This window comes from Pseudomonas sp. IAC-BECa141, from assembly GCF_020544405.1.
Taxonomy (GTDB): domain Bacteria; phylum Pseudomonadota; class Gammaproteobacteria; order Pseudomonadales; family Pseudomonadaceae; genus Aquipseudomonas.
On the sequence record NZ_CP065410.1, the window covers coordinates 748,222 to 773,312 of the forward strand.

Sequence of the window (25,091 nt, forward strand, 5' to 3'; positions counted from 1 at the left end):
GCGCGTCTACACTCAAACCCACCAATGGAGGTTGCGCCCGGCCGTGCGCCGGCAAAGGAGTGCGCCATGTCGCGTCATCCGCCGTTCATCGATCCTGCCCGGCAGCGGGGGGCCATAGGCCTGATGGCGGCGCTGACTCTGGGCATGGCGCTGGTGTTCATTCTGGTGGTGGTCGACAGCGGCCGCTTGTACCTTGAGCGTCGTCACCTGCAACAGATAGCCGATGTCGCTGCCCTGGAAGCCGCGACCCGTGGCGGCAATTGCGGCACCGGGGCCACGGCCAACGCCTATGCGCAGGCCAGCGTCGTGCGTAACAATTTCCCGATTCCCAGTGCAGGTCGCGCCTTGGCGGTCGCCTGCGGCACCCTGAACCTGGACGCCAGCAATCTGCGGGTGTTTGCCGCCAACGCCGCCAGCACGGATGCAATCCGCGTTATCGTCAGTCACACCGTGCCTCAGAGTTTTGCCGGTGCCATCGGCGGGATGTTCGGCGGCGCGGGGCGCAATGCAACCATCAACCTCAACGCCACGGCGGTCGCAGCATTGCCGCCACCATTGGCTTCACTGACCATCCGCAGCACCACATTGAGTGTCGATACAGGCCGGTCGGCCGTGCTCAATGCGCTGTTCGGCGGATTGCTGGGTGGCAACCTCACGCTCAGCGCCGCGAGCTGGAATGGTCTGGTCAACACCAACATCAACCTGCTCGGCTATCTGGACCGGTTGAAAGTCGATATAGGCCTCAGTGCCGGTGGTTACGAGCAGGTACTCGGCAACACCATCGCGGTCAGTCAGCTCGTCCAGACCGCGATCAACGTCCTTGACCCCAACGGCACCCTGAGTGCCACGGCGACCATCCTCGGGTTGCAGGCAATCAAGGCGGCGGCCGGCGCGACACAAGTAGTACTGGGCAATCTGCTGAACGTTCAGGCCGGTACTCAGGCCACGGCGCTGGCGGTGGACTTGCGGGCATTCGATCTGATTCAGGGCTTCGTGCAACTGGCCAACAAGCAGAACGGCCTGGTGGCCAGCCAGACGATCAACCTCGGTGTGGCACAAGTCACCGCCCGGGTGCAGGTGCTGGAGCCGTCGCAGTTGTCGGCCATCGGCAACCCTCGGTTGGCGGCCGCCAACCCCCTGGGACCGAACCGGATTTATGTGAAGACCGCGCAGGTGCGAACGCTGTTGTCGGTCAATCTGCCGTTGCTGGATACGATCCTGTCGCTGGTCAACGGCGTGGCCGATCTCGCCGGCCCGTTGACCAATACGTTGAATGCCTTGCTCAACCTGAACCTGGTGGGCGTGATCGATTCGCTGACGTGCGCACTCGGTGCGGCCTGCCAGACACCGTCGATCGAAGTGCTGCCCGGGCCGATTCGTCTCGATGTTGCGCTGGATGTGGCGGCGGCCAATAGCTACGTCACCGCGTTCAGCTGCCTGACGCCGACCAACAAGACCCTGACCACCAACACCACCACTTCGGTCGCTAACCTGAAAATCGGCCACATGGATCCGGCATCGGTGTTCGGCAATAACATCACGCCGCCGACCGTGGTGGTGCAGCCGTTGAAGGTGATCGATATCGGCGTGAAGACCTGCCGACGCTTCCTGGTGTTGCCGGTCAGTTGCGATCCACGCATCCCGTCTGTCGGTGGCGGGCTCGACATCTCGGCCGATACCACCGTCGGCCAGAGCGCCAATATCCCCCACGTTTATTCCGCGCCGCCGGCCGCCAGCCTGCCGGAGATCAACCAGCCGCCGTTCTATTACAGCTACGCTACCAGCAACATGGTCAGCAGCCTGAGCGACACCCTGACCAACATCAATCTCAACATGTACGGCCCGACGGGCAGTCTGGTCAGCGGGCTGGGGGCAATTCTGAGTTCAGTGAAGACCTTGCTGGTCACCACCATCAACACCGTACTCAGCCCGCTGCTCGACACCCTGATCAATACCCTGTTGATGGCCCTGGGGATCAACCTCAACCAGGTCGATGTCGGCGCCAATCTGAGTTGTCAGTCGGGGCGGGCGACGCTGGTGATCTGATCGCCCAAGTCAATCGGCAATTCGATGCAGAATCGTGCGCCGTCGTCGCCGTTGCGCACGCTCAGGCGCCCGCCCATGTTCTCGACGATGCCGTAGCTCACTGACAAGCCCAGCCCGGTGCCGACGCCTACCGGTTTGGTGGTGAAGAACGGCTCGAAAATCCGCTCCAGCAAACGCGGGTCGATGCCGCCGCCATTGTCCTCGACCCACAGCCGCACCATCTGTTCGTCAAGTTCGGCACGCACACTGATCCATGGCTGGAAGTCGCGATTGGATTCGCGCTTGCTCAGCAGAGCATCCCGGGCATTTACCATCAGGTTGATCAGCACTTGTTCCAGTTGATCGACGTACCCGCGCACCTGCACCTGAAAATTCGCTTCGCCGATCCGCAGCTCCACCCCCTTGCCGCGCAGGCCTTCGGACAGCAGCGAAAGGGTGCCTTCGATGGCGTCGAGCGGATTGAACGGGTGCTGTTCGATTTCCGAGCGCCGGCCGAACACCCGCATGTGATCGACCACCCGCGCCGCCCGCTGGACCTGTGCGTCGATGCGGTAGAGTTTGTCGGTCAGGTAATCGATCTGTACATCGCCGTTGCCCAGGCGTTTGAGCACGTTGACGATGGCCATGCGCATCACGTTCAGCGGCTGATTGATCTCATGTGCAAGCCCCGTGGCCATCTCGCCGAGGGTGGCCATTTTCGCACTTTGGGTCAGTTGTTGCTGCGAACGCCGGACCTCGGTGTTGTCGCGGCCCACCGCTTGCACCTCAAGCAGAAGGCCCTGTTCATCGAATACTGCGCGATCCGACCAGATCCACCACGCATGCTCGCGGCCCGGCAGGCGCAGGTTGATTTCGGCGCTGCTCACTGGCGCATCGGGGGTCAGTTGCGCCAGGCGCTGGACGAACGCCTCGCGTTGTTCGTCGGACATCCAGCTGCCCAGATTCACCCCCGGCAGTTGCTCCGGGGCACATTCCAGGTACATCGCCAGTGGCCGGTTGCCGAAGGTCAGGGTCAGGTCCGGGCGATAGCGGCAGATCATCGCCGGCGAATCTTCGACGAGGATGCGGTAGCGTTCTTCGCTGGTCTTGATCCGCTCGGCAGCGAGGGTCGCGTCGGTGACATCCAGCCACAGTCCGACAGCTTCCACCGGCAGACCGAGGTCGTCGCGCAACAGTTTGGCTTCGTCGAGCAGCCAGTGGACGTTGCCTTGAGTATCGAGCATCCGGTAGCGGGTGCTCACCGAACCCTCGCGCAGCAACTGCCGGGTACGTTCGAAGTACGCCGCACGATCCTCGGGATGCACATGATTCACCAGCCCGCCATCGGCGCAATCGGCGAGGCCCCAGCCCAGCAGCGGTTGCAGGCTGGCGCTGAAAAATGTCGGCTGCAACGCACCTTCGACATAACGCTGCACATAGATCACAGCTGGCGCGCTGGCGATCAGGTTGTCCAGTCGCGCATGGGCGGCGGCGGCCTGTTGTTGCTGGTTCTTGATGTCGCTGATGTCGAGCATGAAGCCCACGAGACGCCGCTCGGCACCGATGCCCAGCGATTGGCCCTGCAAACGGAACCACTGCGGTTGCGCCTGATCGTCGGATTGCAGGCGCACGCAGAGTTCCAGCGGCTGACCTTCATCCTGCAACGCTTGCAGTCGGCTGCGCAGTTCTTCGCGGTCGGCCGGGTGTACACGGGCGAACCAGTCCTGGATCGGCAGGCGCCCGGCGCTCAATCCGAGGCAGTTGGCCAGTGCATCGGCCAGCAGCACTTCGGCGCTGTCGCTGAACACCTCCCACCAACCGGTTCCGAGCAGACTTTGCAGGATTTCCAGACGTTCCAGCTGCAAGTGGTGACGATGTTCACGCAGACGTTCCAGCAGCGGCGCGGCCACGGCGGCGGCCAGTTGCAGCCAGTCGTGATCGTTCAAGTCCGCGGTGTGTGGCTGCACGCTGAAGCAGCCGAAGAGCAGCCACGCCGCCACGCCATGAGCATCGCGATAGGGCACCGCAAACCCTTCGGCGGGGCCGAACACACTGCTCAGGCGAGGATGCTCGGCGGGCAGCACACGTTGCGGTGCAGCGCCGTTGAGGCTGTCGAGGCCGGTGCCCAGGCGCTGATCGGTGTCCCATAACTGCGGAGCATCGGGCGCGCTGTAATGGTGACGGATCTGCCAGCCCCCGGTCTCTTCATCCAGCAGCGCCACGGCCAGGCTAGGCACCTGAAAACGCTGGCTCAGGCACTGCAACTGTTCGCCCAGCACTTGTGGCAGACGCGCCAGGCCGCAGAGCCGCAAGTGGTCGCGGATGTGTGCGGCGAGCCACTGGCACTGCTCGCGGCTGCGCGCCTGACGCCGTTCCCCCAACAGGTCGCCGATGTCCAGCAGTTGCAGAACCCAGCCATCCCCCTGCGGTTGCACCCAGCCGCGCAAATGCAGTGGCGGGCCGGCGAGGCTGAAAAAATCCAGATCGAGCATTTGTCCCTGCCAGTCCGCGGGCACGCCTTCGATCGAAAGCGCGCTGTGCGGCAGCAGGTAATCGAGCAAATGCAGCGTGTGGGTGGCGGACAGTTGTTGCGCCAGCAGATGGCGCAGCGGCCCGGTCAGGTGGGTGACCTGACCTTCGCCATCCAGATGCAGCTGCAAGCCGACGCCGGGCACCATGGGGTTGTCCACGGATGGTGTGGGCGTTTGACGATTGAGCAGGCGGTCGAACAGCTTGTCTCCGGAACTCAAAATTGCAGGCTCGAGCTGGCGGTCAGGTTGGCAGGCAGATTGGGCACCGCGCCGATACCGGGCAAGACCAGAAACGGTAACGCCTGGTTGAGCTTGTTGGTCGGGTAGTTGATGGTGACGGTCAGCAGGCCTCCCGCGTAGGTAACCGTGGCGTCGGTGGCTGCGTTGAAGTTCAGCGCCGGTGGCAGCCATGTCAGGCGCCGGGCCAGTTCAGCGCGAGCGACGTTCTGGATCGCGGTGGCGTAGTTGGCGGTCGACGGGTCCAGTGCCACGCCACGCCGCACGGCTTCGGACGTCGACTGGGTGAAGGCCTGCATCAGCAACATCGGCAGGCTGTAGCTCACGATCCCGTAAAACACTGCAAAGAAAATGACAAAGACCAAGGCAAATTCGATGGCGGCAGCGCCTTTTTGCTTGCGGGGGAGGCCGGTTTTCATGAGCGCGTCTACCCTGACAGTCACTACGTAGTATCAGCATAGAATCATTCAGCCAAAACGGACGATTTTTACCGGATGCACAACTTTGCCCTACTGATCTGGCTGTCACTCTGCGCTGTGCAGGATGCCCGCGAACGCCATATCGGCAACGTCCTGACCCTCGGCGTCGGCGCGCTGGTGCTGGTCTGGTTGCTGGTCACCGGCAGCACCTGGCTCGGTGCCGATGCGGCGCAGGGCGGCTGGGCAGTGTTGCTGGCGCTGGCACTCACGCTGCCGGGTTATCTGTTGGGGCGAATGGGCGGCGGCGATGTGAAACTAATGACAGCCCTAGCCCTTGCGACAGACGGTCAGCACCTGCTCGGCGCGTTTATCGGCGCCGCACTTTGCAGTGTGATCTGGATGCTTCTGGTGCCAAAAGTCTGGCTGCTTGCAAGTCAAGAGGTTAGGGAACGCCTTCGATATTTGAGCCCGGAACCGTCAAAAAAGCTGCCATTTGCGCCTTTCGTGCTGGTTGGAACAATCCTGACTTTCTGTTGGATCCATTAGTCGCCATTCGCCACTACTGCGATGTACATAGTCGGAAAGTGCGTCTACTTTCAAATAAGGGTTTGTACAGCCACTGGCTGGCAGTACAGGAATGGTCAGCTTTGGCCCGGGCATGGAGTGGCACGTGAACAAGCTTACGTCGGCGGTAAAGGTTCTTGTGGTCGATGATCAGGCGCTGATTGTTGAAGAACTTTGCGAGTTTCTCGAGAGCAGCGGTTATCGCTGCGTTCCTTGTGGGTCCAGTCAGGAGGCGATTGCGCGGTTCAGTGACGATCTGGCGATCGGCCTGGTGCTCTGCGACCTGCACATGCCGGACATGGACGGCATCGAGCTGGTGCAGGCGCTGCAACGCTTGGCCGGTAAGAGTCGCGCGTTCGAAGCGATCATGCTCACCGGTCGCGCCGACAAGCAGGATGTGATCAAGGCGTTGCGCGCGGGGATTGCCGATTACTACCAGAAGCCGGTGGATCTGAATGAGTTGCTGGACGGCCTGCGGCGTCAGGAAGCAGTGCTGCAGGAGCGGCATAAAACGCTGCAACTGGGGCACCTGAATCAGAAGCTGCAGGATCTTTCTTCGTCGATCGATGATTTGTATCAGGATCTGGACAAGGCGCGGCGCGGGCCTGGGCCGGCAGCCCAGTCGTTGCCTGAGGGTGACAGTGTGGAGATGCCGGCGATTTTCGAGCAGTTGTCGCCACGACAGCTCGATGTGGCCCGGCTGGTGGGCAAGGGGCAGACCAATTATCAGATTGCCTGTGAGTTGGGGATTACCGAGAACACGGTGAAGTTGTACGTGTCGCAGGTTTTGCGGTTGACGCATATGCATAATCGGACGCAGCTTGCATTGGCTTTTGGCACCGGGGAGTTCTTTATCTGTTCGGCGGGGGGTTACGGCGCATTGACCTTGGCGGCCTTTGGGCCGGCCAGGCTTTGGGTTGGTTTGGGTGAATATCCGTTTTTGCGGGTGCCTCTGCTGGCGGTTTCGCCCTTACGGCGGGTCCCTTTTTCAAACGCCAAAAAGGAACCAAAAGGCTTGGCCCCTGCGTTCGGCACCTCGCCTGGGCTCGGTGTTCCTTCGTTCCGGGATTGATCCGGGGGCATCGCCTACGGTTTGCTTCGCTGCACCTCCTCTCGATGTGTTTGGCTTCGCCAAACGGTCGCTTCGCTCCCACCCCCGGATCAATCCCTCCACTCAGCCTTCCGATGGGGCCGGCAAGTCAAAAGCGGTACTCGAGCTAACGCTCATCGTGGTGAGTGGTGAGATGTGGAGGTGGAGGGCGAAAGGCGAACTGTTTTTGCTTGATCGTTCCCACGCTTCGCGTGGGAATGCAGCCCGGGACGCTCTGCGTCCCAATCGATCTGCCAGCGAATGCAGCCGGCGCTGGCAGGTCGGTTTTGTCGGAACGGCTTAGCAGGGGGTCGGGTAACGCTGTACTTCGACGTTATCCAGCACGCGGTTCACCGCCAGTTCGGCGGGCATGATGACTTGTTGTATCCCCAGGATCCGGTGCCGTTGCGGTGAGTCGACATAGGCTGCCACGTCACTGGCCATGACGCTGGCCGAGGCCAGGGATTCGCAGGCGTGGGCCAGCAGGCTTTCATCGTCCATGTCCGGTGAAATCTGGAACATTTCGCTCGGTTTACGGCCGGGGCATTTTTTCGGGAGGGGTTCAGGTAGTGATCGAGGGCGCGCTCGGCGGCGTCGTGGAGTTTCTTTGAATCGGTAGATTCGTAGGGCGAGGTGTTGTCGGTTTCGGGTGGATTCGGCGTTGGTTTTTTCATGGTGAAGCTCCATTCGGAATATGGAGTTCGCCGCGCTCTGCGACCAAGCAGTCGGGTGGCGAACCGTACGCGGGTTGGTCGACCAGGGAATGGAAACCCGGCAGGGCCGGAGCCCTCCCACGCACAGTTCGCCATTAAGCATGCTGAAAAGTGCGCCATTCTAAACCCGGACGACCAAGCCCGTTCGCTGAATTTGCAGCGACCCCCAAAGCCTATCCACCCCGTTTCCGAGGGACAACCGACGCGAGGTGTCGGAAACATCCTCCAGAATCACGCCATCTGTAGGAACAAACACGTTTGGAAGTGTGTGCTTGCGCCCCGATTAACCTCCCGACCCACTGTCAACAGTTCCTCCCTGCTTCTGATCAAAAATTCCGGAATCTCGTGTGTGTAGCTCTTCAACCAGCGTTGCATGCTCAGTTCGCGTTCGGTGGGGGTGCTGGTCTGGGGTCTGGCGGAGGCGGCTTTGTTGCGGCTTTGCAGGAGCAGCCAGCCTTCGGTTTCCTGTTGTTGCGCCGAGGAGGGGCCGGGGTCGATGGCGTGGGTGGTCAGAGGCAAGGCGAGGAGGGTGAGGCAGAGCGCGGTGGCTTTCATGGCGGGGCTCCTTATTTGAGCATCGCGGTGGTGGCTGCGGTGACGGGGCTTGGGGTCTTGAGTTTCTGGGCGCGGGCCTGGGCTTCGCTGAATTGTTCGGGGCTGAGGTTCAGGCGGCTGACGAGTTCAGCGGCCCGGGTCCAGTCGTCCTGGTAGAGCAGCAGCGTGACCAGGTTCAGGGCGGCCAGCGAGTCGCTTTGCTTGAGTTCCATGGCGGTGAGGAATTCGAAGCGAGCGTCTTCGATGCGCAGTTGGTTGAGGTACACCACGCCCAGGTCGTTGCGGATTTTTTCATCAGTGGGGGCCAGGCGCGCGGCGCGTTGCAGGTGGGCCTGGGCCTGGCCGTAGTCGGCGCGGGCGGCGGCGAGTTGGCCGAGGCCGTGTTCGGCTTCGGCGGCCAGGCAACTGCCGAGCAGGCCGCGATACAACGGCTCGGCTTCGTTGCGCCCCAGCAGGCGATAGACCTTGGCCTTGCGCAGGCGGACCTCGGCGAGGTTGTCCGGCAGGCTTTGCAGGTTGGCCAGGCTGGCATGCAGTTTGCCGTCTTTGGCCATGTCGTCGGCCAGGGTCATCGACAGTTGTTGTTCCTGGCTCAATGGGCCGCAACCGGCGTTTTGTGTCAGGGCGTTCCAGGACGCCTGGCCATTGCTGGCGCAGCCGCCGAGCATCAATAGGGTCAAACAGGCAATCATTGCTTTCATGGCGATTCCTTTATGAGCCCAGCGCCCGTGCCAGGGCACTGAAGCCCGGGCCGGCGAGGACGATCAACAGCGCCGGGAAGAGAAACATCATCATCACGACGGACATTTTGGCGGACATTTTCGAGATGTATTCCTGCAGCCTTGTCAGGCGCCGGTCATCGAGCAGTTGCTTGAGCGCCAGCAGCGATTTCATCGCGCCGCCGCCCTGTTGCAGCAGTTGCTGAAGGATCACGCAGGTGTCGGTGAATTCGTCCACCGCCAGCAGGCGCGTGGCCTTGTTCAGTTCTTCGCCCAGTTCCAGGCCCGAATCGACCCGGGCCAGCACCAGGCGCAATTCCTGGGTCAGCACCGGCAGCAGCGTCTGACCTTCGTGGCTGAGCACGCGCAACGCCTGCTCGACGGCCATGCCGGCTTCGAACAGGATGCGCAGCAAAGGGATGAAGGTGGAGATTTCCGTGGCCAGTTGTTTTTGCCGGCGGGCGGAGGCCATCGCCAGCAGGCGTTTGGGCAACAGGTAGCCGATGCCGAGGGCGAACATCGGGGCGATCCATGGCCTTTCGATATGAGGAAACAACACGCCTTGCAGCAATACCGCAATAGTCAGCAAGAGCAGCGGCGAGGCGATCTGGCAGGCGGCGAACAGCGAGCGCTGGCGGGCGCTGCGCCAGCCGAGGCGGTTGAGCAGGGTCTGGGTTTCGTTGTCGAGTTTGACCGCGCGCTGGCCGAGGGCACTGCCGCCGAGCACTTGCAGCAGGTTGTCGAAACGATTGTCGCGCAGCAGCGCACCTTCCAGCCGCCGCGTGACCTGACGGGCGCGACGACGGCGCTCAAACAGGGCGCTGATCAGTAACAGTGCGGCGCCCAGCATTAACAGGGCGCTAATCATCAGGGGCATTGTCATAGGCTGCGCAACATCCGCCAGAGCAACAGGCTGCCTATCACCTGCAGGCCGAAGGCGCTGGCGAGCATCATCTGGCCGGAATGGTCGTTCCACATGGCGATCAGGTACTTGGGATTGGACAGCAGAAAGTACCCGGCCAGCCCCACCGGCAGCAGGCCGAGCACCCAGGCGGTGATGCGGGTTTCGCCGGTCATGGCGCGCAACTGGCGGGACGCCTGGTCGCGTTCGCGGATCATCCGGATCAGGTTTTCCAGCAGTTCGCTGGCGTTGCCGCCGTAGCGGTGATTGACCTTGAGGCCGACGGCGAACAGGCGCAGTTCGTCCTTTTCATACAGCTCGGCCACATCGCCCACAGCCTCCGGCAGGCTTACCCCCAATTGCACGTTGCGCTGCACCCGGCCCATGGCGTTTTTCAACGGGTCTTCGCTGGCGTCAATGGCGCCCAGTACCGCGTCGGCCAAAGTGCGTCCGGATTTCAGGCTGCGCACCGTGTGATCGAGCAGTTGCGGCAGTTGTTCGATCATTCGCCGCAGGCGTCGCTGATAGCGCCAGCTGACGTAGAGACGCAACGCCAGCAATGGCAATACCAGCAGCAACAGAAAGCCGATCCAGCCACCGATTGCCAGGCCGATTACGCTGCCGAAGGCCCACAGCAGCAACCACAATTCGAGGCGATCCGGGCGGCCAAGACCGGCGCGCAAAAAGGCTCGTTCCAGTCCGGCCCAGCGCGGTTTCTCAGCCAATAGCTGTGGTTGTCCCTGATTCAAGCGATCCAGCACCCGTTCCGTGCCACCCTGGCGCCAGCCGTTATAGAACAGGCGCAGCGACAGCCCGAGCAGCGCCAGACAGATGAGGATCAGCACCAGGGGTTTGAGCATGCCGTGATCCTCACTGTGGCAGCGCCGGTTCACGGCGCAATTTGTCACCGGCCGGGTTGACCGCTTCGCGCAGAAAACCGAAACCGGTGCGGCGGTCGAGACGGAACAGAGTGTTGGTGACGTAAACGTCGTCGCGTACCCCGACCACTTCCACCACTTCGCTGACGCAGCGGCGGCCGTCGGGCATGCGCGTCAGTTGAATGATCACGTCGAGTGCCGCGCAGATCATCTGGCGCAGGGTGCGTTCAGCAATGGTGCGGCCGGTCAGGCCAACCAGGGTTTCCAGGCGCAGCAGCGCGTCCTGGGCATTGTTGGCGTGGACCGTGCTCATCGAACCGTCGTGGCCGGTGTTCATTGCGGTCAGCACGTCGACCACTTCGACCCCGCGAATCTCGCCGAGGATGATCCGGTCAGGACGCATCCGCAGGGCGTTGCGGATCAGGTCGCTGGCCTTCACTTCGCCGTGACCCTCGGCATTCGGCGGGCGGGTTTCCAGGCGCACCACGTGAGGATGGCCGAGTTGCAGTTCGGCGACATCTTCGATGGTCACCAGACGTTCATGGGGGTTGATCAGCTGGCTGAGGATGTTCAGCAGGGTGGTCTTGCCGGTGCCGGTGCCGCCGCTGATGAGGATGTTGCAGCGCTTGCCGACGGCCTCGGCGATGAAGTCGAAAATCGCCTGATCGATGGTCTGCATCGCCATCAGATCGGTGCTTTTGAGCATGTCCTTGCGGAATTTGCGGATCGACAGGCACGGGCCGTCGAGGGCGATCGGCGGGATGATCGCGTTGACCCGGCTGCCATCGGGCAGGCGCGCATCGACCATCGGCGACGACTCGTCGAGGCGCCGGCCGAGCGGGGCGAGGATGCGTTGCATCACCCGTTCGACGTGGTGCGCGTCGATGAAACGCAAGTCGCTCAAATGCAGCATGCCATCGCGTTCGATGAACACCCGGTGCGGGCCGTTGACCAGAATCTCGGTCACCGCGCTGTCGCGCAGCAGCACTTCCAGCGGGCCGAAGCCGGTCAGTTCATCGACGATTTCTTCAGCCAGACGCTCCATTTCATAGCGGGAAATCGCCAGGTGCAGGCGGGCGATGTACTCAGCGACCTTGTCGATGACGAACTGCGACAGCACTTGCCGCGAGCCTTCCAGCAGGTTTTTCCCCGATTCTTCGATGGCGTCGATGATGTAGCGATGCAGCACCAGCTTCAGGCCGTCGTGGTCGGTGTTGCCGGTGGCGTTGCGCTGTGGCCCGCCGAACAATTGCTCGCTGCTCATGAGCTGCCTCGCAAGCGATCGAACCAGGTGACTTTGGGTTTGGCCAGGCCTTCGGAGCGCTTGGCCAGCCGTTCGCCGAGGGTGCGCAGGCTCTGGCTGATGGCTTCGCGCGGTGCCAGTTCGAACAGGGTTACGCCCTGGTTTTTGGCGTTGAGGCGCAGTTCCGGGCTGTACGCGAGCACCGCAATGACTTCCAGGCCGAAGGTCCGGCCGAGGGTGTCGGAGTCCGGCGCGACATTGCGCAGATAGCGATCCACCAGCAGCCGGCCGTGGTCGAGCTTCATGCCTTTTTCGCGCCACAGATTGAGTATTGCGAGGTTGCGCCGGCAGTCGAGCACATTCTGGTCGGTGTACCACAGCAACTTGTCGCAATGGCTGACGAAGGTGCGCAGCGCTTCGCTGTCGGGCTGGCCGGTGAGGTTCACCACGATGTGCTGGAAGTGCTGGCGCAGGGCGCTGAGCAACATGTACAGCTCGGCAGCGCTGGTGCGTTCCAGCGGTTCGTCGCCGGGGGCGTAGGCGAGGATGCGCAACCCGGCCTCGGCGCTGGTGAAGGCGCTGTCGATCAGGGTCGCGTCGAGGCGGCGCAAGTGGCGCAAGGCGTCGCCGAAATGAAAAGAACTCTCCAGCCCCAGCAGGGCGAGGCTGTCGCCGCGCGGCAGGCCGAGGTCGAGCAGCAAGGTCTGCTGACCGCTCTTCTGCACCACCAGCGCCATGTGATTGGCCAGCAGCGCACCGTCAGCGTTGCTCTGGACTCCGTACAGTACGGTCAAACCGCCGAGTTGGGCGTTCGGCGTTACCGCCGGCAGGCGTTTGCTCAGCCGTCGCACCAGACCGGCGACTTCGCTGGAACGCGACCCATAGGCCACGAAATCCCTTGCGCCGGCACGCATCGCATTGAGCACCAACTGATTGTCCATGCCGTCGCCGAGAGCGACGATCGCCAGCATCGGTTTGGCTTCGAGCACGCCTTCGATCAACGCACTCTGGGCCACCAGATGTTCACGGTCGAGGCCGACGAACACCAGGCTGGCGAAGGTCACGTCGACCAGCGCCAGCAGTTCGTCGAGACTGCCGCCTCCGGCGCTGACCACCTGGCCCAAGGGCGCCAGCGCGCCTTGCAGCCACTCGAGATCAGTGGTGTTGCGGGTGATGGCGAGGAACGTCTGGCTCAGGCTCTGGCTCATTGCGATAACCCGCTGCGTTTATCGAAGTTGCCGTTTTCCAGGAAGTACAGGCGATACCAGTTCGGATCGTAGTTGCGCAGTTTCTCGCCGGGCAACGACGGCAATGGCGCGTTGACGGCCAGCGGTTGCACCAGGTGCGGGGTGACGATCATCAGCAGTTCGCGTTCCTCGCGGTTGATTGACGAGTTGCGGAAAAACGCGCCAAGCACCGGGATGTCGCCCAGCCCCGGAAACTTGTTCACCTCCGAGGCATTGCGGGTGCTGATCAAGCCGCTGATGACGAAGCTTTCGCCGTCGGCCAGGGAGATGCTGGTGTCGGTACGTCGAATGGTGAACGCCGGTACTTTGGTACCGCCGATGGTCACGCCGTTGTTGTAGTCCAGCTCGCTGACTTCCGGGGCGACCTTGATGGCGATCCGGTCGTTGCTGACCACGGTCGGGGTCAGGGTCAGGCGGATACCGAACTCCTTGTACTCGATGGAATAGCTGTTGCTGTTGGCGCTGGGTACCGGGATCGGAACCTCGCCACCGGCCAGGAAACTTGCACTCTGACCGCTCAGCGCAACCAGACTCGGCCGCGCCAGAGTGTAGGCAAAACCGCTGCCTTCCAGTGCGTTGACGATGCCGAGGAACTTGCTGCTGCCACCGCCCCAGACGATGTTGAACATGTCGTTGGCCAACGGGATGCTTGGCGAGGCAATACGAGGATCAATGTTCAGCAGCGGCACCACACCCGGCGTGACCCCGGTGTTCGGCACGGTGCCCGGCGCACCGAACAGAAAGTTGTTGGAGCCCTTGCCGTAGATCGACGTACCGGCCTCCTTGAGTTTGGTGCGGCTGACTTCGACGAAACGGATGTCGGTCTGCACCTGCGAGGGCAGGTTCGGTTCGCTGTTGGACGGCAGCGCCGCCGCGCTCATCGCCGCGCTGGCCTTGCCCTGCACGAACACCATGCTCTGACGCGGTGTGCTGGCGCAGGCCGTCCAGATCATCAACGTGGTGGCGCCGGGGCCGACGCCGGTGAGCAGCACGCCCTGATCGCCGGTCACGCGCACGTCGGCGATCTTCGGATCGCCCACTGCCACCCGGGTGATCGCCACCGGTGATTGCACGGCCTGTTGCAGGCCTTCGCCGATTTCCAGCACGGCCGGCAACGGCGCGAGCGCGGCGCAATTGCCGGTGGCGGCGGCCGCGCTGCCGATCGAAGCCACGCTCAGCAAGATAAACCGCAGCCAGTGGAACAGGGGCGTAAAGCGTTTGCGCATGAATGTGCGTCCTTGCTCGATTCAGGGGTTGGGTTCGGCGGATTCGGTGCCGCGAATCACTTCCACGGCCGGCTTTCTGGGGGCCGTCTGACTGGCGATCGCCAGGGGTTTGGGTGGTGGCGTCAATGACAGTTGGCTGAAATCGATCAATTCGCGCCGAGGGCTGTCGAGGCCGGCGGCAACGTTGTTGTCGCCGGCCCAATAGCGGGCCAGTTGCTGCTCGTCGGCACTGCGCACGGCCAGCCGCAAGACGCCGGCGCTGGAGGCCAGCATCAGGCGGTTGAGCAACGGTTCAGGCACCGCGAGCACCACGCTGCGGGCGGCGGCGCGCAGTTGTTCCTGTTTGAGTTTTTCTTCTTCGCTGTGAGCTGGACTCGCGGGCTGGCCGCTGTTGGTCAGGCCCATCTGATTACCCACGCCCAGCACCCGCACGGCAGGCACCACCAGTTGGGCGGTCGGCTGCGGGTTGTTTTCATCCTTGCGCAAGAACAGCAGCACATCGACGTAATCCCCCGGCGCCAGTTGGCCGCCGGCATTGATCACTTCATCCACGGCCACTGCGAGTGCACGTTCGCCGGGACGGATCATCCGCGCCAGCGGGCTGCCGGCCTCAAAGCTTTCCTGGGTCAGCCAGGTTCCGGCGGACAGGGCACGCCATGGCGTGCGGCCGACCACCTGATCGACGCTGGCCAGGCTGCCGGCGGGGGCGGTGCGCAGTTTTTCCACGGCGACATCGGCGGCGGTGATGGTTACGAACGGAGCGATGTCGCGCACTAGCACCACCACCGGTTGGCGAGTCGGATCTTCCACCGGTACCGGGGTGGCGGCGGGGTATCAGGGGCGGCAACCACGGGTTCGGAGGCCGGGGTCTGACGACTCAATGTGAGCCCCCAGTAACCGGCGATGATGGCACCTAGCAGCAAGATGCTGGCCAAGCCCAGGGTGACGCGACTGTTCATGACGGCTCTCCCTTTCCCGCTGCGCTATGTCTCTTGCAACAACCCGTGACTTTCGACGAGATAAATTCGCAAACAGGCAGCTATGAACCAGTAACTATTTCGCTATTTGACGGTAGCGCAGCCAAAACAAAACGCCATTACGCGGGCCGAAATATCTACCGAAAGTAGGGGTCTAAAGCGCCAAAAATGGTTTTTTGCCGTTATTCGGGCCGTTACTACTTTGGTGTTAATTCGTTCTTACAGTTGTAGGTCCGGGCATTGCCGACAATGCTGATGCTGGCACGGGGGAATCATGTTGCGAACGCCGCAACACCCCGTGCCTTCAAGGAGAATCAGTCATGTCCTTTGCAAAAAAAGCGGTGCAGACAATCAAATCCCAGGTCGCCTTCTACAAAGGCTTGGCCAGGGACACCGAAGGGGCATCCGGTATCGAATATGCGATCATCGCCGGGATGGTGGCGGTGGCGCTGGCGGCATTCGTGACTCCCATTTCCGGTGCTATTACCACGATGTTCAACACCATTCAGGCTGCACTCTGAGAGAAGGTTGAAGATCCGTGGACGGCAACTTGCGAATGCGCCCAAGGGGTTCTAACGTCAGCGCTCAGTCCATCGCAAGGTAATGCCTTATGTCTTCCTCCCCGACTCCCCGCCAACAATTGCTTCTGGTCGATGACGAGGAGGACGCGTTGTTGGAGCTGGCGGAGTTGCTGGAGGGAGAGGGCTTTGTCTGTCATACCGCGACGTCGGTGAAGCTGGCCCTGCATCATCTGACCCGGCATCCGGACATTGCGCTGGTGATTACCGATCTGCGCATGCCGGAGGAAAGTGGCATGTCGTTGATCAAGCGGCTACGGGAACATACTTCGCGTCAGCATTTGCCGGTGATTGTGACTTCCGGGCATGCGGACATGGAGGATGTGAGTGACATGTTGCGGTTACAGGTGCTGGATTTGTTTCGCAAGCCGATTTATCACGTTCGGTTGCTTGAGACTTTGGATAATCTGTTTCCCAAACCTCGGGTGAATGTTTCCTGATTTTTTTGGTGGAGCGCCGCTGCACCTCCTCTCGATGTGTTTGGCTTCGCCAAACCCCACCCCCGGATGAATCCCTCTACTCAGCCTGCCGACGTCTCCCGAAGATCCAAAGCGTTACTCGAGCTAACGCTCATTATTTGATTTGAGGTGCTGGGAGTGCGTGTTTTTATTTGGCGTCAGTGGTTTGACTTTTGGGTGGTGTCGAAATGATGGCTCGTGTAAATTCCGCGCGCCCGGTCAGTTGCTGACGGGTCGGTAGGGAGGCCTGTTTCGAGTGTAGAGCCCTGCTGGAACAATTTTGTGTTTTGGAAGGGACTCTGGTTTGAACATTTCCTGCGTGCGGCGCTCGTTGCTGGCGCTGTCTGTTGCTGCCGCCTCTTTGCAGGCGTCTTCTGTCTTTGCTGCCAATCTGAATTACGACCTGAGTGGCGGGCCGTTGAGCAGTAATCTGCAAACCTGGAATCTGGTCGATTTGAGTGGCAACGGGACATTTGCGCCAGTTACGCCGTCGACGGTGACTTATGGCGTTCAGTTCATGGGGCTGACAGCGGATCAGTTGCGCAACAACGGCACGATCAGGATTGATGGAGCCAGTTCGGGCGTGGGCCTTATGCTCGGTTCCTCAGGTGTGACGCCCAGCAAGATTGCCTATAGCCTGATCAACAAGGGCTCGATCACAGTCAACGGTCTGGCCGGTTCGGGCAGTTCCAGCGGTATTGCCGATATCGGCAGCACGCTGGGCGGTTCGTTGATCAACGAAGGCCTTATTGAGGTCAGCGGGGCGCGGGCTGCCGGCGTGTCGCTGGTGCATACCACGCTGAACGGGGTATCCAACGATGGCACGATCAGTGTCAGTGGGACCGACGCGTTGGGGTTGTTTCTGGATGGTACGACGCTCAAGGGAGTACTGAACAACAACGGCACGATTCGCGTAACCGGGGAAAATGCTGAGGCTTTGACGCTGGAGGGTGTGAAATACAGTGCCTCGGCAGGAGCGGGTACTTTCGCGCTGTTCAACCAGGGTACGATTTCCGGTGAATCCATCGGCGTGCATGTCAGCGATCAGCCGGCCGGTGGCCTGCCGTTTGTGATCTATCAGCAGCAAGGTCTGATCGAGGGTGGTCAGGCGGCGATTCAGGTGGATGACGGAGTCAGCTACTTTCATTTCTATGGCGGCGAGGTCAAAGGTGATCTGCTCGGGTTGTCCGGCGTGATCATCGACGGTGACGCAATCTTCGACGGTTCGACCATCAAGTCCGGTTACGTGACCATCGAGGACGGGACGCTGACGCTGGTGAAACCGCACACCACGATCATCGGTGACTTCGACATGGAAGAGTCCGATTCGGTGCTGGAAATGTACCTGGGCAATGACACCAATCCGGCGTTGCCGGTGTTGAAGGTCACGGGCACTGCCGATATCGCGCCGGGCGCGACGTTGCGGCTGCTGGCGCGCTCCAGTGATTTCCGGGTTACGCCGGGTGGTACGAAATACACCCTGATCAGCTCGGGCAGTCTCGTCGGTGGCAATAACCTCAACGTGACGTCTTCGTCTGCGTTGCTGGATGTGAAGAGCTTCGGGGTCGTGGGCAACGACATTACGTCGGTGGTGACCAACAAATCCGATGAGGTGTTGGCGCAGAACACCCTTGTGGCGGGCGGCAGTCGCAATGCGGCAACGGCGGTGGGCCGTGTGTCGAGTCTGTTGTCGCGGCTCGATGAGCAGGATCCGGTGTTCCAGGCGTTCGCTAACGCCAGCACCGATGCACAACTGGCCAGGTTGTCCGAAACACTCAGTCCGGATGTTAGCCGTGGCGTGATTCACGCGGCCATCAACAGTCAGACGTTGGTGTCGGATGTCATCAATGAGCGCTCCAGTCGCGTCCGTACCGGAGGCGTTGGCGCGGGCAAAGGTGTCTGGCTGCAAGCCTTGAGCAGCGATGCCAGCCAGGATGAGCGTCACGGTGTCAGTGGTTACGACGCCGACAGTCACGGTATCGCGGTAGGTGCCGATGGTCAGTTGAATGCCGATACCGCAATCGGGCTGGCGTACAGCTACCTCGACACCAATGTGAAGTCTGATCGCGGCAACAAGACTCAGGTCACCGGCCATGCGCTGACCCTTTACGGCAACTGGACCCATGAAAACTGGTTCGTCGATTCGTCGCTGATGTATGGCTGGAACGACAACGAGTCCCGCCGCTACATCGCCGGCACTCGGGCCAAGGGGGATTACGACAGCAACGTGTTCGGCGTCAGCGCGCTGGCTGGTTACACCGCGCACCTGATGCCGGATGTGGTGCTTGAGCCGCAGGTCGGGGCGCGTTACGCCAACGTAGGCATGGACAGCTATCGCGAGAAGGGTAGTTCGGCCTCGTTGAATGTCGGCAGCCAACGCTACGAGGTCGGCGAAGTAGGTGTGGGGGCACGTCTGGCCGCCGCGTTCGATGTGGGCACCGGGAGCCTGGAACCTGAAGCGAAGTTGATGGCCTGGCATGACGCCATTGGCGATAAGACCGGTACCACGTCGTCGTTTGTGCTGGGGGCGATTCGTTCACCAGCCGTGGTACCACACCCGTTCGCGACAGCTATGAGCTGGGCCTGGGTGCCAACTACCGGTTCGGCGCGTGGAGTGTTGGCGGGTCGTACAACTACGTGACCGCCAGCGGTTTTGACGCTGACGGGTTCACGGCAAAAGTCCGCTACGCCTTCTGATTCATCGGCCGGTCGAGCTACAACTGATAGCTGAAACTGATGCTGTAGCGCGGCCGGCGATTGAAGGTGTCCAGCGCTTCATCCGACATCGCCTTGGCCGCTTCCAGGGCAATGTTGTAGTACTTCGCATCGCCGAATCGCAGGCCGACCGCCGCCGATGACAGGTTGTTGGCCTGCACCGGCAATTCGTTGAACCAGCTGCGCGAGCGGTCGAGCACGAAGTACGGTTGCAGGATGCGCACCCAGTTGCCGTCGCGGTTGAAGCTGTAGTTGATCTCGTAAGCCACGCCCCAGCCCTTGTCGCCCGACGCCTGATCGTCGGGATAACCGCGGCCGAAATTCTGCCCGCCGAACACCGCACGTTCGCTGTCGGGCAGGGTGTCGCGGCTCCAGTACAACGCAGCCGACAGCACCCCTTGCCAATTGTCGAAGAACTTGTCGCTCTGCACCCCCGACAGACGCACCCGAAAGAAGTCGAGGTCGATGGCGTTGTTGTTGGTGTGTGCTCCCATGCTGTCGAAGCCCTGGTACACGCCACCACTGAGAATGCGCAGTTGTCGGGCATCGACCTTGCGCCAGTCGCTTTCGAAGGCGAGGGCGCGGATGTCGGTGCGTTCTTCGACGCTCAGGGGGTAGCCGATCACCTTGTAGCGGGTCTTGTCGTTGACGGCGTACAAGCGCGATCCGGCAGTCAGCAGTTCATCCGAAGCGGCAATCAGCGGCAGGGTGAAACCGAGCGAATAACGGTCGTTTTCACGGTGCGGCTTGAGTTCCAGTCCATTGCTCAACTGCACATTGGTGCCGGGATCGGCCCGGTAGCGTGAGGCCGAAAGGTTCAATTGCGCGCCTTCGTCATTGATGAACTGGTTGTAGTCCAGCCGGTAGTAATGCTCGTGATCATCTCCCGGCGGAAACAACCCGCTGAGGCTCAGCTGTTCGCCCATCGACGTTTGTGAATTGCTGCTGACGCCGAGCAATGCCTGGGTGCCGTTGCGGTTGTCTTCGGTGGTGCTCAGGGTGCTGGTGAACGGTTTGCGGCTGGCCTGGGCCACCAGCGTCGTTGCGCCGTCGGTGGTGCCGGGTGGTGGCACCTGGGCCTGGATCGTCACGCCGGGAATGCGGGTCATCAGCGTGGTGTAGCGCTCGAACGTCTTGCGCGTCAGCGGGCGTTCGGCCTGGAGCTTGGCGGCCAGTCGCTCGAGCAGGGCTTTGACCCGTCCGACGTCGCCCGCGATCTGCACGTCGCGGACGTAGCCTTCCACCAGCACCACGCGCGCCACACCGTCATCGAAAGTCTGCTGTGGCAGGAACGCGTAGGACAGCAGATAACCGTCCTGTTGATAACGACGGGTGATGTTGCGAGTGGCCTCGATCAGGTCGGCGAGACTGCTCTGGCGGCCGATCAGGGGTTTGTAGATTTCGGCCAGTTCGTTCAGCGGATAAAGCGTGCCGCCTTCGATCTGCACGGTCCTGAGGTTGATCCTGGTACTCATCAGCAACGGCTGGGCGGCCGTGGCGCCGGGCTCCGGCACTTGCAGCGGCGCGGCGTTCGGCCGGTAGGCGTCGGCGGGCAGGTTCGGCACCGGCAGATTGCGTATGGTTTCGTTGCTGTTGAGAAAGCTGGGCAGGGTATCGGCGAGGGCTGTGGAACTGAGACTGACAAACAGCAGGGATGCCATAACGCGCATAGGACACTCCATGTTCAACCCCCAGCACCGGGCGGGTTTCTCCTAAGAAAAAAGCGGAAGACTCGTGGGAATCTTCCGCCCTCAACCAAGCGTAGGCGCTGTAGGTTCGGCCGTCGAATCGGCCAGGTGCAAATCAGCGTTTGTTGCCGCCCAGGGCACCGGTCAGCCCGCCGAGGACGCCACCCAGTCCGCCGCCGGTTCCGGTGGTGGTGCCGCCGTTGACCAGCCCACCCACCGCAGTGACGGTGTTGCCCACTGTGGTGACGGTGTTGCCGACCGCCGCCACTACCGGGTTGCTGTTGGTGCCGGCAATCGTGTTGCCGAGGTTGCCGACAGCACCGCCGACCTGGCCGGTGAGGCCGGCAACCGGGGTACCCAGCCCGGTGGCGGCGCCGACATTCTGGGTCAGGCTGGTGACCGCCGTGGTGACCGGAGCAAGTCCGGCACCCACGCTGTTGCCCAGAGTGGCCAGGGGAGTGGTCGGGCTGGTGATCGGCGTGCCCGAACCGCCGAGCACGGTGTTGAGCGAGGCCACGGTATTACCCGCCGCCGCCAGTACACCACCCGGTGCGGCGAGGCTGCCGTTGCCGCTGCTCAACCCGGCGCCGACATTCACGACCGCGCCACCAACGGTTTGCAGCAAGCCATTGTTGCCCAGACCGCCACCGACGCCGGTTCCCGAACCGGTCCCGTTGTCCACCAGTCCGCCAGCCTTGCCGACAGCGGTGCCGACGTTGCTCAAGGCCCCGCCGACCGTGTTGGTCAGTGCATTGCCGTTGCCGGCGCCAGTGACTTTGTCGCCCACGCCATCGACCGTGGTGCCGACTTTCTGCAGCAGGCCGTTCACGGGAGCACCCAGCCCCGTGGCACTGCCGAGTTTGTCCGTGGTGCTTTCGACCATGGCGATCACCGGCACCAGTTTGCTGCCGACCTCTTTGGTCACCGAGCCGAGTGGGCCGGTGGTGGTAGCGGTGCTGAGGGTGTCGCCGAGCATGGTGACTTTTTCGCCGACGCCATTGAGCACCGGCGCCACACGGGTGACGACGCCGCCGACCACCGGAACGCTGCCCGTGGCCGTCGCCAGTTTGCCGCTCAGGTCGGACACGCCGTTGCCCACATCCTGCACCACGCCGCCGACTGCCGAAGCGGTGACGCCCAGGCCATTGTCGGTGGTCGCCAGTTTGCCGATGCCGTTGGCTACGCCGTCACCCAGCGTGGTCACTACGTTGCCGGCAGTCCGGGCCGCGCTTTGCACCACGCCGCCAACCACCGGCACGCCGCTCAGGGAATCACCGACCTGACCGACACCATCACCCACTCCGCTGACGGTATTGCCGACGTCCTGCACCAGCGTGGTGGTGACCAAAGGCGTCGGTGTACTCGGATTGGTGGGGTTGGTCGGGTCCGTCGGGTCGGTTGGATTGGTCGGATTGGTAGGATCGGTCGGCGTCGTCGTGCCGCCAGTTCCGCCGGTACCGCCAGTGCCCGCCGTGCCTCCAGAGCCTGCGGTACCGCCCGTGCCGCCGGTGCCCGCCGTCGAACTGTCGGGGGACGAGCTGCCGGAGCTGCTGTGATGACCGCCGCCGCCACTGCTGCAACCGGCCAGACCGAGGGAGAGAATGAGGGCGAGTGCTGTTGCCGATTTGCACCAAGACGCTTGAACTTTCATCTGAGTTTTCATGAGCGTTATTCCTTGCACCTGTCACAACGTTCGTTGTCTTCGACGGCTTGCCGGTTCTGTTGCCGGCAATGCCTTCGTCCGTTGTGCTCATATCAGTCGCAAGGCTGGATCGACGCCATTCTCCAGTTGGTATTAACGCCTTTATGCAGGCGGCCGCGAATGCCGCCTAACGACTAATACCGAGGATATAGGCGCGCAAAAAAAAGCCTTGAAAATCAAGGCTGGAAATTCGGCGACGTCGCGTGTGCGGCGCGGGAAAACTTAAGTGATATATACACAATTAATCAGGTTTTCCCGCCCTCGATGTCAGGCAACCGGCTGCCAATTGCCCACCATGTGCTCCAGATCCGTGGCGCCGATCAGACGCAACTCACCGCTGGAACCGGCAACGCTGGCGAACAGGCTCACCTCGCTCGGCAGGCGCACCGGTTTGCGAAAGTGCACGGTGACTTCAAGGTTGGCCTTGGGCAGATGATCCGCCAGCGCTGCCAGGCTGCGGGCCTTGTTCCACAAACCGTGAGCGATGGCTGTCGGGAACCCGAACAGTTTGGCGCTGGCGGCACTCAGGTGAATCGGGTTGTAGTCGCCGGATACTTTCGCATACTGCCGGCCGATGTCCGCCGGCGCCTTCCACTGCGCCACTTGTGCGAGGGGCAGTGCCGGCTCCCAGCTTTTCTCCACCGGTTCGCCTTCCAGCTTCACGCCGCGACAGAGCATCCGGCTTTCGGCTTCCCACAACGGGCCAAGTTGATCGTCCAGGGTGGTCAGCAGATCGAAGGTCGCGCCTTTGGGATGCGGTTGCAGGTTATGCACCCGGACGCTGACTTGCGCGCGACTGATCCCGCCCATTGGTCGCAATACGCGGATGCGGTTGCTCAGATGAATCAGCCCCAGCAAAGGGAACGGAAACTCTTTGGCCGTCAGCAGTTGCATCTGCAAGGCGAACGCCAGGATATGCGGATAGGTCGGCGGCAGCAGGCCGTCATCGGCGAACCCGCAGACTTTGCGATAGGCCGCCAGACGTTTGCCATCTACCTCGACGGCGCAACGCAAACCTTTGTCAGGCAGGGTGGTGCCGGTGATTTTGCGTCGGGTCGCCGCCCGGGCGTACAGCCCCGGCAGGCTCGGTTCGTGGTGCAGCGTTTGCCATTCGATGGTCATGTTCAGGCCCCCAGAACGCTTTGGCCGCAGACCCGCAACGCTTGCCCGGTGAATGCGCCGGTGCCCGGTTGTGCCAGCCACGCCACGGCTTCGGCGACGTCTTGCGGCAGGCCGCCCTGGCCCAGCGAACTCATGCGCCGCCCGGCTTCGCGCAGGCCGAACGGAATGTGCGCGGTCATCTGGGTCTCGATGAAACCCGGCGCCACGGCATTGATGCTGATGCCGCGTTCCAGCAGGGTCGGCGCCCAGGCCTGGGCCAGCCCGATCAACCCGGCCTTGCTCGCCGCGTAATTGGTCTGCCCGCGATTGCCGGCAATGCCGCTGATCGACGCCAGCAGAATCACCCGCGCGTTGTCGTGCAGGGTGCCGCTGTCGAGCAGGGCCTTGGTCAGCACTTGCGGCGCGTTGAGATTGACGGCCAGCACTGCGTCCCAGAACTCGGGTGTCATGTTGGCCAGGGTCTTGTCGCGGGTGATGCCGGCGTTGTGCACCAGAATGTCGAGGCCGTCCGGCAGCTGTCCGGTCAGTTGCGCGGCGGCGTCTTCGGCGCAGATGTCGAGGGTGATGGCGCGCCCGCCCAGGCGGGCGGCCAAGGCTTCGAGATCGGTTTTTGCGGGCGGCACGTCGAGCAGGATCACCTCGGCACCGTCACGGGCCAGGGTTTCGGCGATGGAGGCGCCGATGCCGCGCGCTGCCCCGGTGACCAGCGCCTTGCGCCCGGCCAATGGGCGCGTCCAGTCGGTGACTTGAGTGGCGCAGGCCGTCAGCCGGATCACTTGTCCGGAGACGAACGCGCTTTTCGGCGAGAGGAAAAAACGCAGCGGCCCTTCGAGCTGATCCTCGGCACCTTCGCCGACGTAGATCAGTTGCAAGGTGCCGCCGCTGCGCAGTTCCTTGGCCAGCGAGCGCGAGAAGCCTTCAAGTGCTCGCTGCGCGCTGGCGGCAAACGGTTCACGCAGGGTTTCCGGGGCGCGGCCGAGGATCACCAGGTGCGCGCTGCTGTCGAGGTTCTTCATCAGCGGCTGGAAGAACTCGCGCAGTTGCTTGAGCTGGTCGGTGTGCTGCAAATCGCTGGCGTCGAACACCACGGCCTTGAGTTTCGGGCCATGGCCGGGAATCCATTGGGTGGCGGCCGCAGGCTGGTCGCCGTAGCGGTAGATCGCGTCGGTCAGGCGGTTGGCAAATACACTGACCCGCTCGGCCAGCGGCCCGCCGCCGATCAGCAGTGCACCGTCCACCGGCCGCAGGCGCCCGGCCTGCCAGCGTTCCAGCCGCACCGGCGACGGCAGGCCCAAAGCCCCGACCAGACGGTGGCCGATGGACGAGTTGGCGAAGTCGATATAGCGGTCAGACATGGAACGCTCTCCAGAAGATGGGGTTCAAAGTGTGGACTGCGAAGGGCAATCAATCGTTCGATCCACGCAATAAGGCCTACGCTAGAACAGCAGAGTAGTTTGCCCTCGGCGCTTTTGTGGCCCGACGGGATTTTCAGTGCCCGATTTT

Annotated in this window: 17 protein-coding genes and 4 pseudogenes; 6 read left to right on the forward strand and 15 right to left on the reverse strand. The window is 62.3% G+C overall.

All coding sequences use genetic code 11. The features are described from left to right. The first annotated feature begins 66 nt into the window (after nt 1-66). Entirely contained in the window at nt 67-2,046 is a 1,980-nt protein-coding gene (locus I5961_RS03295) for a pilus assembly protein TadG-related protein (RefSeq protein ID WP_227234336.1), read from the forward strand. Here the strand turns inward: I5961_RS03295 and I5961_RS03300 are convergent. Both I5961_RS03300 and I5961_RS03305 read right to left on the reverse strand, forming a co-directional pair. Continuing rightward, nucleotides 2,016-4,775, reverse strand: coding sequence for an ATP-binding protein (locus I5961_RS03300; RefSeq protein ID WP_227234337.1), 2,760 nt, complete (start codon nt 4,773-4,775; stop codon nt 2,016-2,018). The genes I5961_RS03295 and I5961_RS03300 overlap by 31 nt on opposite strands. Next, nucleotides 4,772-5,212, reverse strand: coding sequence for a TadE/TadG family type IV pilus assembly protein (locus I5961_RS03305; protein ID WP_227234339.1), 441 nt, complete (start codon nt 5,210-5,212; stop codon nt 4,772-4,774). The genes I5961_RS03300 and I5961_RS03305 overlap by 4 nt, the downstream gene beginning before the upstream one ends. 75 nt (nt 5,213-5,287) lie before the next feature. On the opposite strand from I5961_RS03305, the gene I5961_RS03310 reads away from it, so the two are divergent. Together I5961_RS03310 and I5961_RS03315 are read left to right on the forward strand one after the other, a co-directional pair. Further along, a complete protein-coding gene (locus I5961_RS03310) occupies nt 5,288-5,758 on the forward strand; it encodes a prepilin peptidase (RefSeq protein ID WP_227234340.1) in 471 nt (156 codons plus the stop codon). Between the two features lie 124 nt (nt 5,759-5,882). Then, a pseudogene (locus tag I5961_RS03315) lies at nt 5,883-6,660 on the forward strand (response regulator transcription factor). 506 nt (nt 6,661-7,166) lie between these two features. Here I5961_RS03315 and I5961_RS03320 read toward each other — a convergent pair. The 9 genes and pseudogenes from I5961_RS03320 to cpaB all read right to left on the reverse strand — a co-directional run bounded on the left by I5961_RS03320 (nt 7,167) and on the right by cpaB (nt 15,307). Then, nucleotides 7,167-7,540, reverse strand: a pseudogene (locus tag I5961_RS03320) (DUF6124 family protein). 322 nt (nt 7,541-7,862) lie between these two features. Then, nucleotides 7,863-8,134 (reverse strand): annotated as a pseudogene (locus tag I5961_RS03325) (DUF3613 domain-containing protein). Nucleotides 8,135-8,145: 11 nt separating this feature from the next. Further along, a complete protein-coding gene (locus I5961_RS03330) occupies nt 8,146-8,835 on the reverse strand; it encodes a tetratricopeptide repeat protein (protein ID WP_227234344.1) in 690 nt (229 codons plus the stop codon). A 10-nt stretch (nt 8,836-8,845) separates the two neighbouring features. After that, nucleotides 8,846-9,736: a type II secretion system F family protein gene (locus I5961_RS03335; RefSeq protein WP_227234345.1), complete on the reverse strand. Its 891-nt coding sequence runs from the start codon at nt 9,734-9,736 to the stop codon at nt 8,846-8,848. Continuing rightward, nucleotides 9,733-10,614 carry a type II secretion system F family protein gene (locus I5961_RS03340; protein ID WP_227234347.1) on the reverse strand — a complete coding sequence of 294 codons (882 nt, stop codon included), beginning with the start codon at nt 10,612-10,614 and terminating at the stop codon, nt 9,733-9,735. Before I5961_RS03340 ends, I5961_RS03335 begins: the two co-directional genes overlap by 4 nt. Before the next feature lie 10 nt (nt 10,615-10,624). Continuing rightward, nucleotides 10,625-11,896, reverse strand: a complete 1,272-nt coding sequence (locus tag I5961_RS03345) for a CpaF family protein (RefSeq protein WP_085703472.1) — start codon at nt 11,894-11,896, stop codon at nt 10,625-10,627. Then, entirely contained in the window at nt 11,893-13,083 is a 1,191-nt protein-coding gene (locus I5961_RS03350; RefSeq protein ID WP_085703473.1) for a pilus assembly protein, read from the reverse strand. The genes I5961_RS03345 and I5961_RS03350 overlap by 4 nt, the downstream gene beginning before the upstream one ends. Then, nucleotides 13,080-14,348: a type II and III secretion system protein family protein gene (locus I5961_RS03355; RefSeq protein WP_227234349.1), complete on the reverse strand. Its 1,269-nt coding sequence runs from the start codon at nt 14,346-14,348 to the stop codon at nt 13,080-13,082. Before I5961_RS03355 ends, I5961_RS03350 begins: the two co-directional genes overlap by 4 nt. Before the next feature lie 21 nt (nt 14,349-14,369). Further along, a pseudogene (gene cpaB / locus I5961_RS03360) lies at nt 14,370-15,307 on the reverse strand (Flp pilus assembly protein CpaB). Between the two features lie 338 nt (nt 15,308-15,645). On the opposite strand from cpaB, the gene I5961_RS03365 reads away from it, so the two are divergent. The 3 genes from I5961_RS03365 (at nt 15,646) to I5961_RS03375 (ending at nt 19,002) form a co-directional block, all read left to right on the forward strand. Then, the gene (locus I5961_RS03365) at nt 15,646-15,846 is read left to right on the forward strand and encodes a Flp family type IVb pilin (protein WP_085703476.1); all 201 of its coding nucleotides are present in this window, start codon (nt 15,646-15,648) and stop codon (nt 15,844-15,846) included. Between the two features lie 89 nt (nt 15,847-15,935). Further along, on the forward strand, nt 15,936-16,343 hold the full coding sequence (locus I5961_RS03370; RefSeq protein WP_085703477.1) for a response regulator: 408 nt from the start codon (nt 15,936-15,938) through the stop codon (nt 16,341-16,343). Nucleotides 16,344-16,665: 322 nt separating this feature from the next. Then, nucleotides 16,666-19,002, forward strand: a complete 2,337-nt coding sequence (locus I5961_RS03375; protein ID WP_227234351.1) for an autotransporter outer membrane beta-barrel domain-containing protein — start codon at nt 16,666-16,668, stop codon at nt 19,000-19,002. Between the two features lie 73 nt (nt 19,003-19,075). Here I5961_RS03375 and I5961_RS03380 read toward each other — a convergent pair whose 3' ends face one another. From I5961_RS03380 to I5961_RS03395, 4 genes are all read right to left on the reverse strand, one after another. Further along, nucleotides 19,076-20,746 carry a ShlB/FhaC/HecB family hemolysin secretion/activation protein gene (locus I5961_RS03380; RefSeq protein WP_085700957.1) on the reverse strand — a complete coding sequence of 557 codons (1,671 nt, stop codon included), beginning with the start codon at nt 20,744-20,746 and terminating at the stop codon, nt 19,076-19,078. A gap of 133 nt (nt 20,747-20,879) precedes the next feature. Next, nucleotides 20,880-22,427: a collagen-like triple helix repeat-containing protein gene (locus I5961_RS03385; protein ID WP_227234352.1), complete on the reverse strand. Its 1,548-nt coding sequence runs from the start codon at nt 22,425-22,427 to the stop codon at nt 20,880-20,882. Between the two features lie 306 nt (nt 22,428-22,733). Then, nucleotides 22,734-23,588, reverse strand: a complete 855-nt coding sequence (locus I5961_RS03390; protein ID WP_227234354.1) for a MaoC family dehydratase — start codon at nt 23,586-23,588, stop codon at nt 22,734-22,736. Nucleotides 23,589-23,590: 2 nt separating this feature from the next. Then, a complete protein-coding gene (locus I5961_RS03395) occupies nt 23,591-24,943 on the reverse strand; it encodes a 3-oxoacyl-ACP reductase (protein ID WP_227234355.1) in 1,353 nt (450 codons plus the stop codon). Nucleotides 24,944-25,091: the final 148 nt, after the last annotated feature.

What these genes read in the sequence shown, in the direction of transcription:
- I5961_RS03310 (WP_227234340.1), top strand. Translation starts at nt 5,288, where the DNA reads ATGCACAACTTTGCCCTACTGATCTGGCTGTCACTCTGCGCTGTGCAG.
- I5961_RS03390 (WP_227234354.1), bottom strand. Translation starts at nt 23,588, where the DNA reads ATGACCATCGAATGGCAAACGCTGCACCACGAACCGAGCCTGCCGGGG.
- I5961_RS03355 (WP_227234349.1), bottom strand. Translation starts at nt 14,348, where the DNA reads ATGCGCAAACGCTTTACGCCCCTGTTCCACTGGCTGCGGTTTATCTTG.
- I5961_RS03295 (WP_227234336.1), top strand. Translation starts at nt 67, where the DNA reads ATGTCGCGTCATCCGCCGTTCATCGATCCTGCCCGGCAGCGGGGGGCC.
- I5961_RS03385 (WP_227234352.1), bottom strand. Translation starts at nt 22,427, where the DNA reads ATGAAAACTCAGATGAAAGTTCAAGCGTCTTGGTGCAAATCGGCAACA.
- I5961_RS03305 (WP_227234339.1), bottom strand. Translation starts at nt 5,212, where the DNA reads ATGAAAACCGGCCTCCCCCGCAAGCAAAAAGGCGCTGCCGCCATCGAA.
- I5961_RS03370 (WP_085703477.1), top strand. Translation starts at nt 15,936, where the DNA reads ATGTCTTCCTCCCCGACTCCCCGCCAACAATTGCTTCTGGTCGATGAC.
- I5961_RS03330 (WP_227234344.1), bottom strand. Translation starts at nt 8,835, where the DNA reads ATGAAAGCAATGATTGCCTGTTTGACCCTATTGATGCTCGGCGGCTGC.
- I5961_RS03365 (WP_085703476.1), top strand. Translation starts at nt 15,646, where the DNA reads ATGTCCTTTGCAAAAAAAGCGGTGCAGACAATCAAATCCCAGGTCGCC.
- I5961_RS03350 (WP_085703473.1), bottom strand. Translation starts at nt 13,083, where the DNA reads ATGAGCCAGAGCCTGAGCCAGACGTTCCTCGCCATCACCCGCAACACC.
- I5961_RS03380 (WP_085700957.1), bottom strand. Translation starts at nt 20,746, where the DNA reads ATGCGCGTTATGGCATCCCTGCTGTTTGTCAGTCTCAGTTCCACAGCC.
- I5961_RS03345 (WP_085703472.1), bottom strand. Translation starts at nt 11,896, where the DNA reads ATGAGCAGCGAGCAATTGTTCGGCGGGCCACAGCGCAACGCCACCGGC.
- I5961_RS03395 (WP_227234355.1), bottom strand. Translation starts at nt 24,943, where the DNA reads ATGTCTGACCGCTATATCGACTTCGCCAACTCGTCCATCGGCCACCGT.
- I5961_RS03340 (WP_227234347.1), bottom strand. Translation starts at nt 10,614, where the DNA reads ATGCTCAAACCCCTGGTGCTGATCCTCATCTGTCTGGCGCTGCTCGGG.
- I5961_RS03335 (WP_227234345.1), bottom strand. Translation starts at nt 9,736, where the DNA reads ATGACAATGCCCCTGATGATTAGCGCCCTGTTAATGCTGGGCGCCGCA.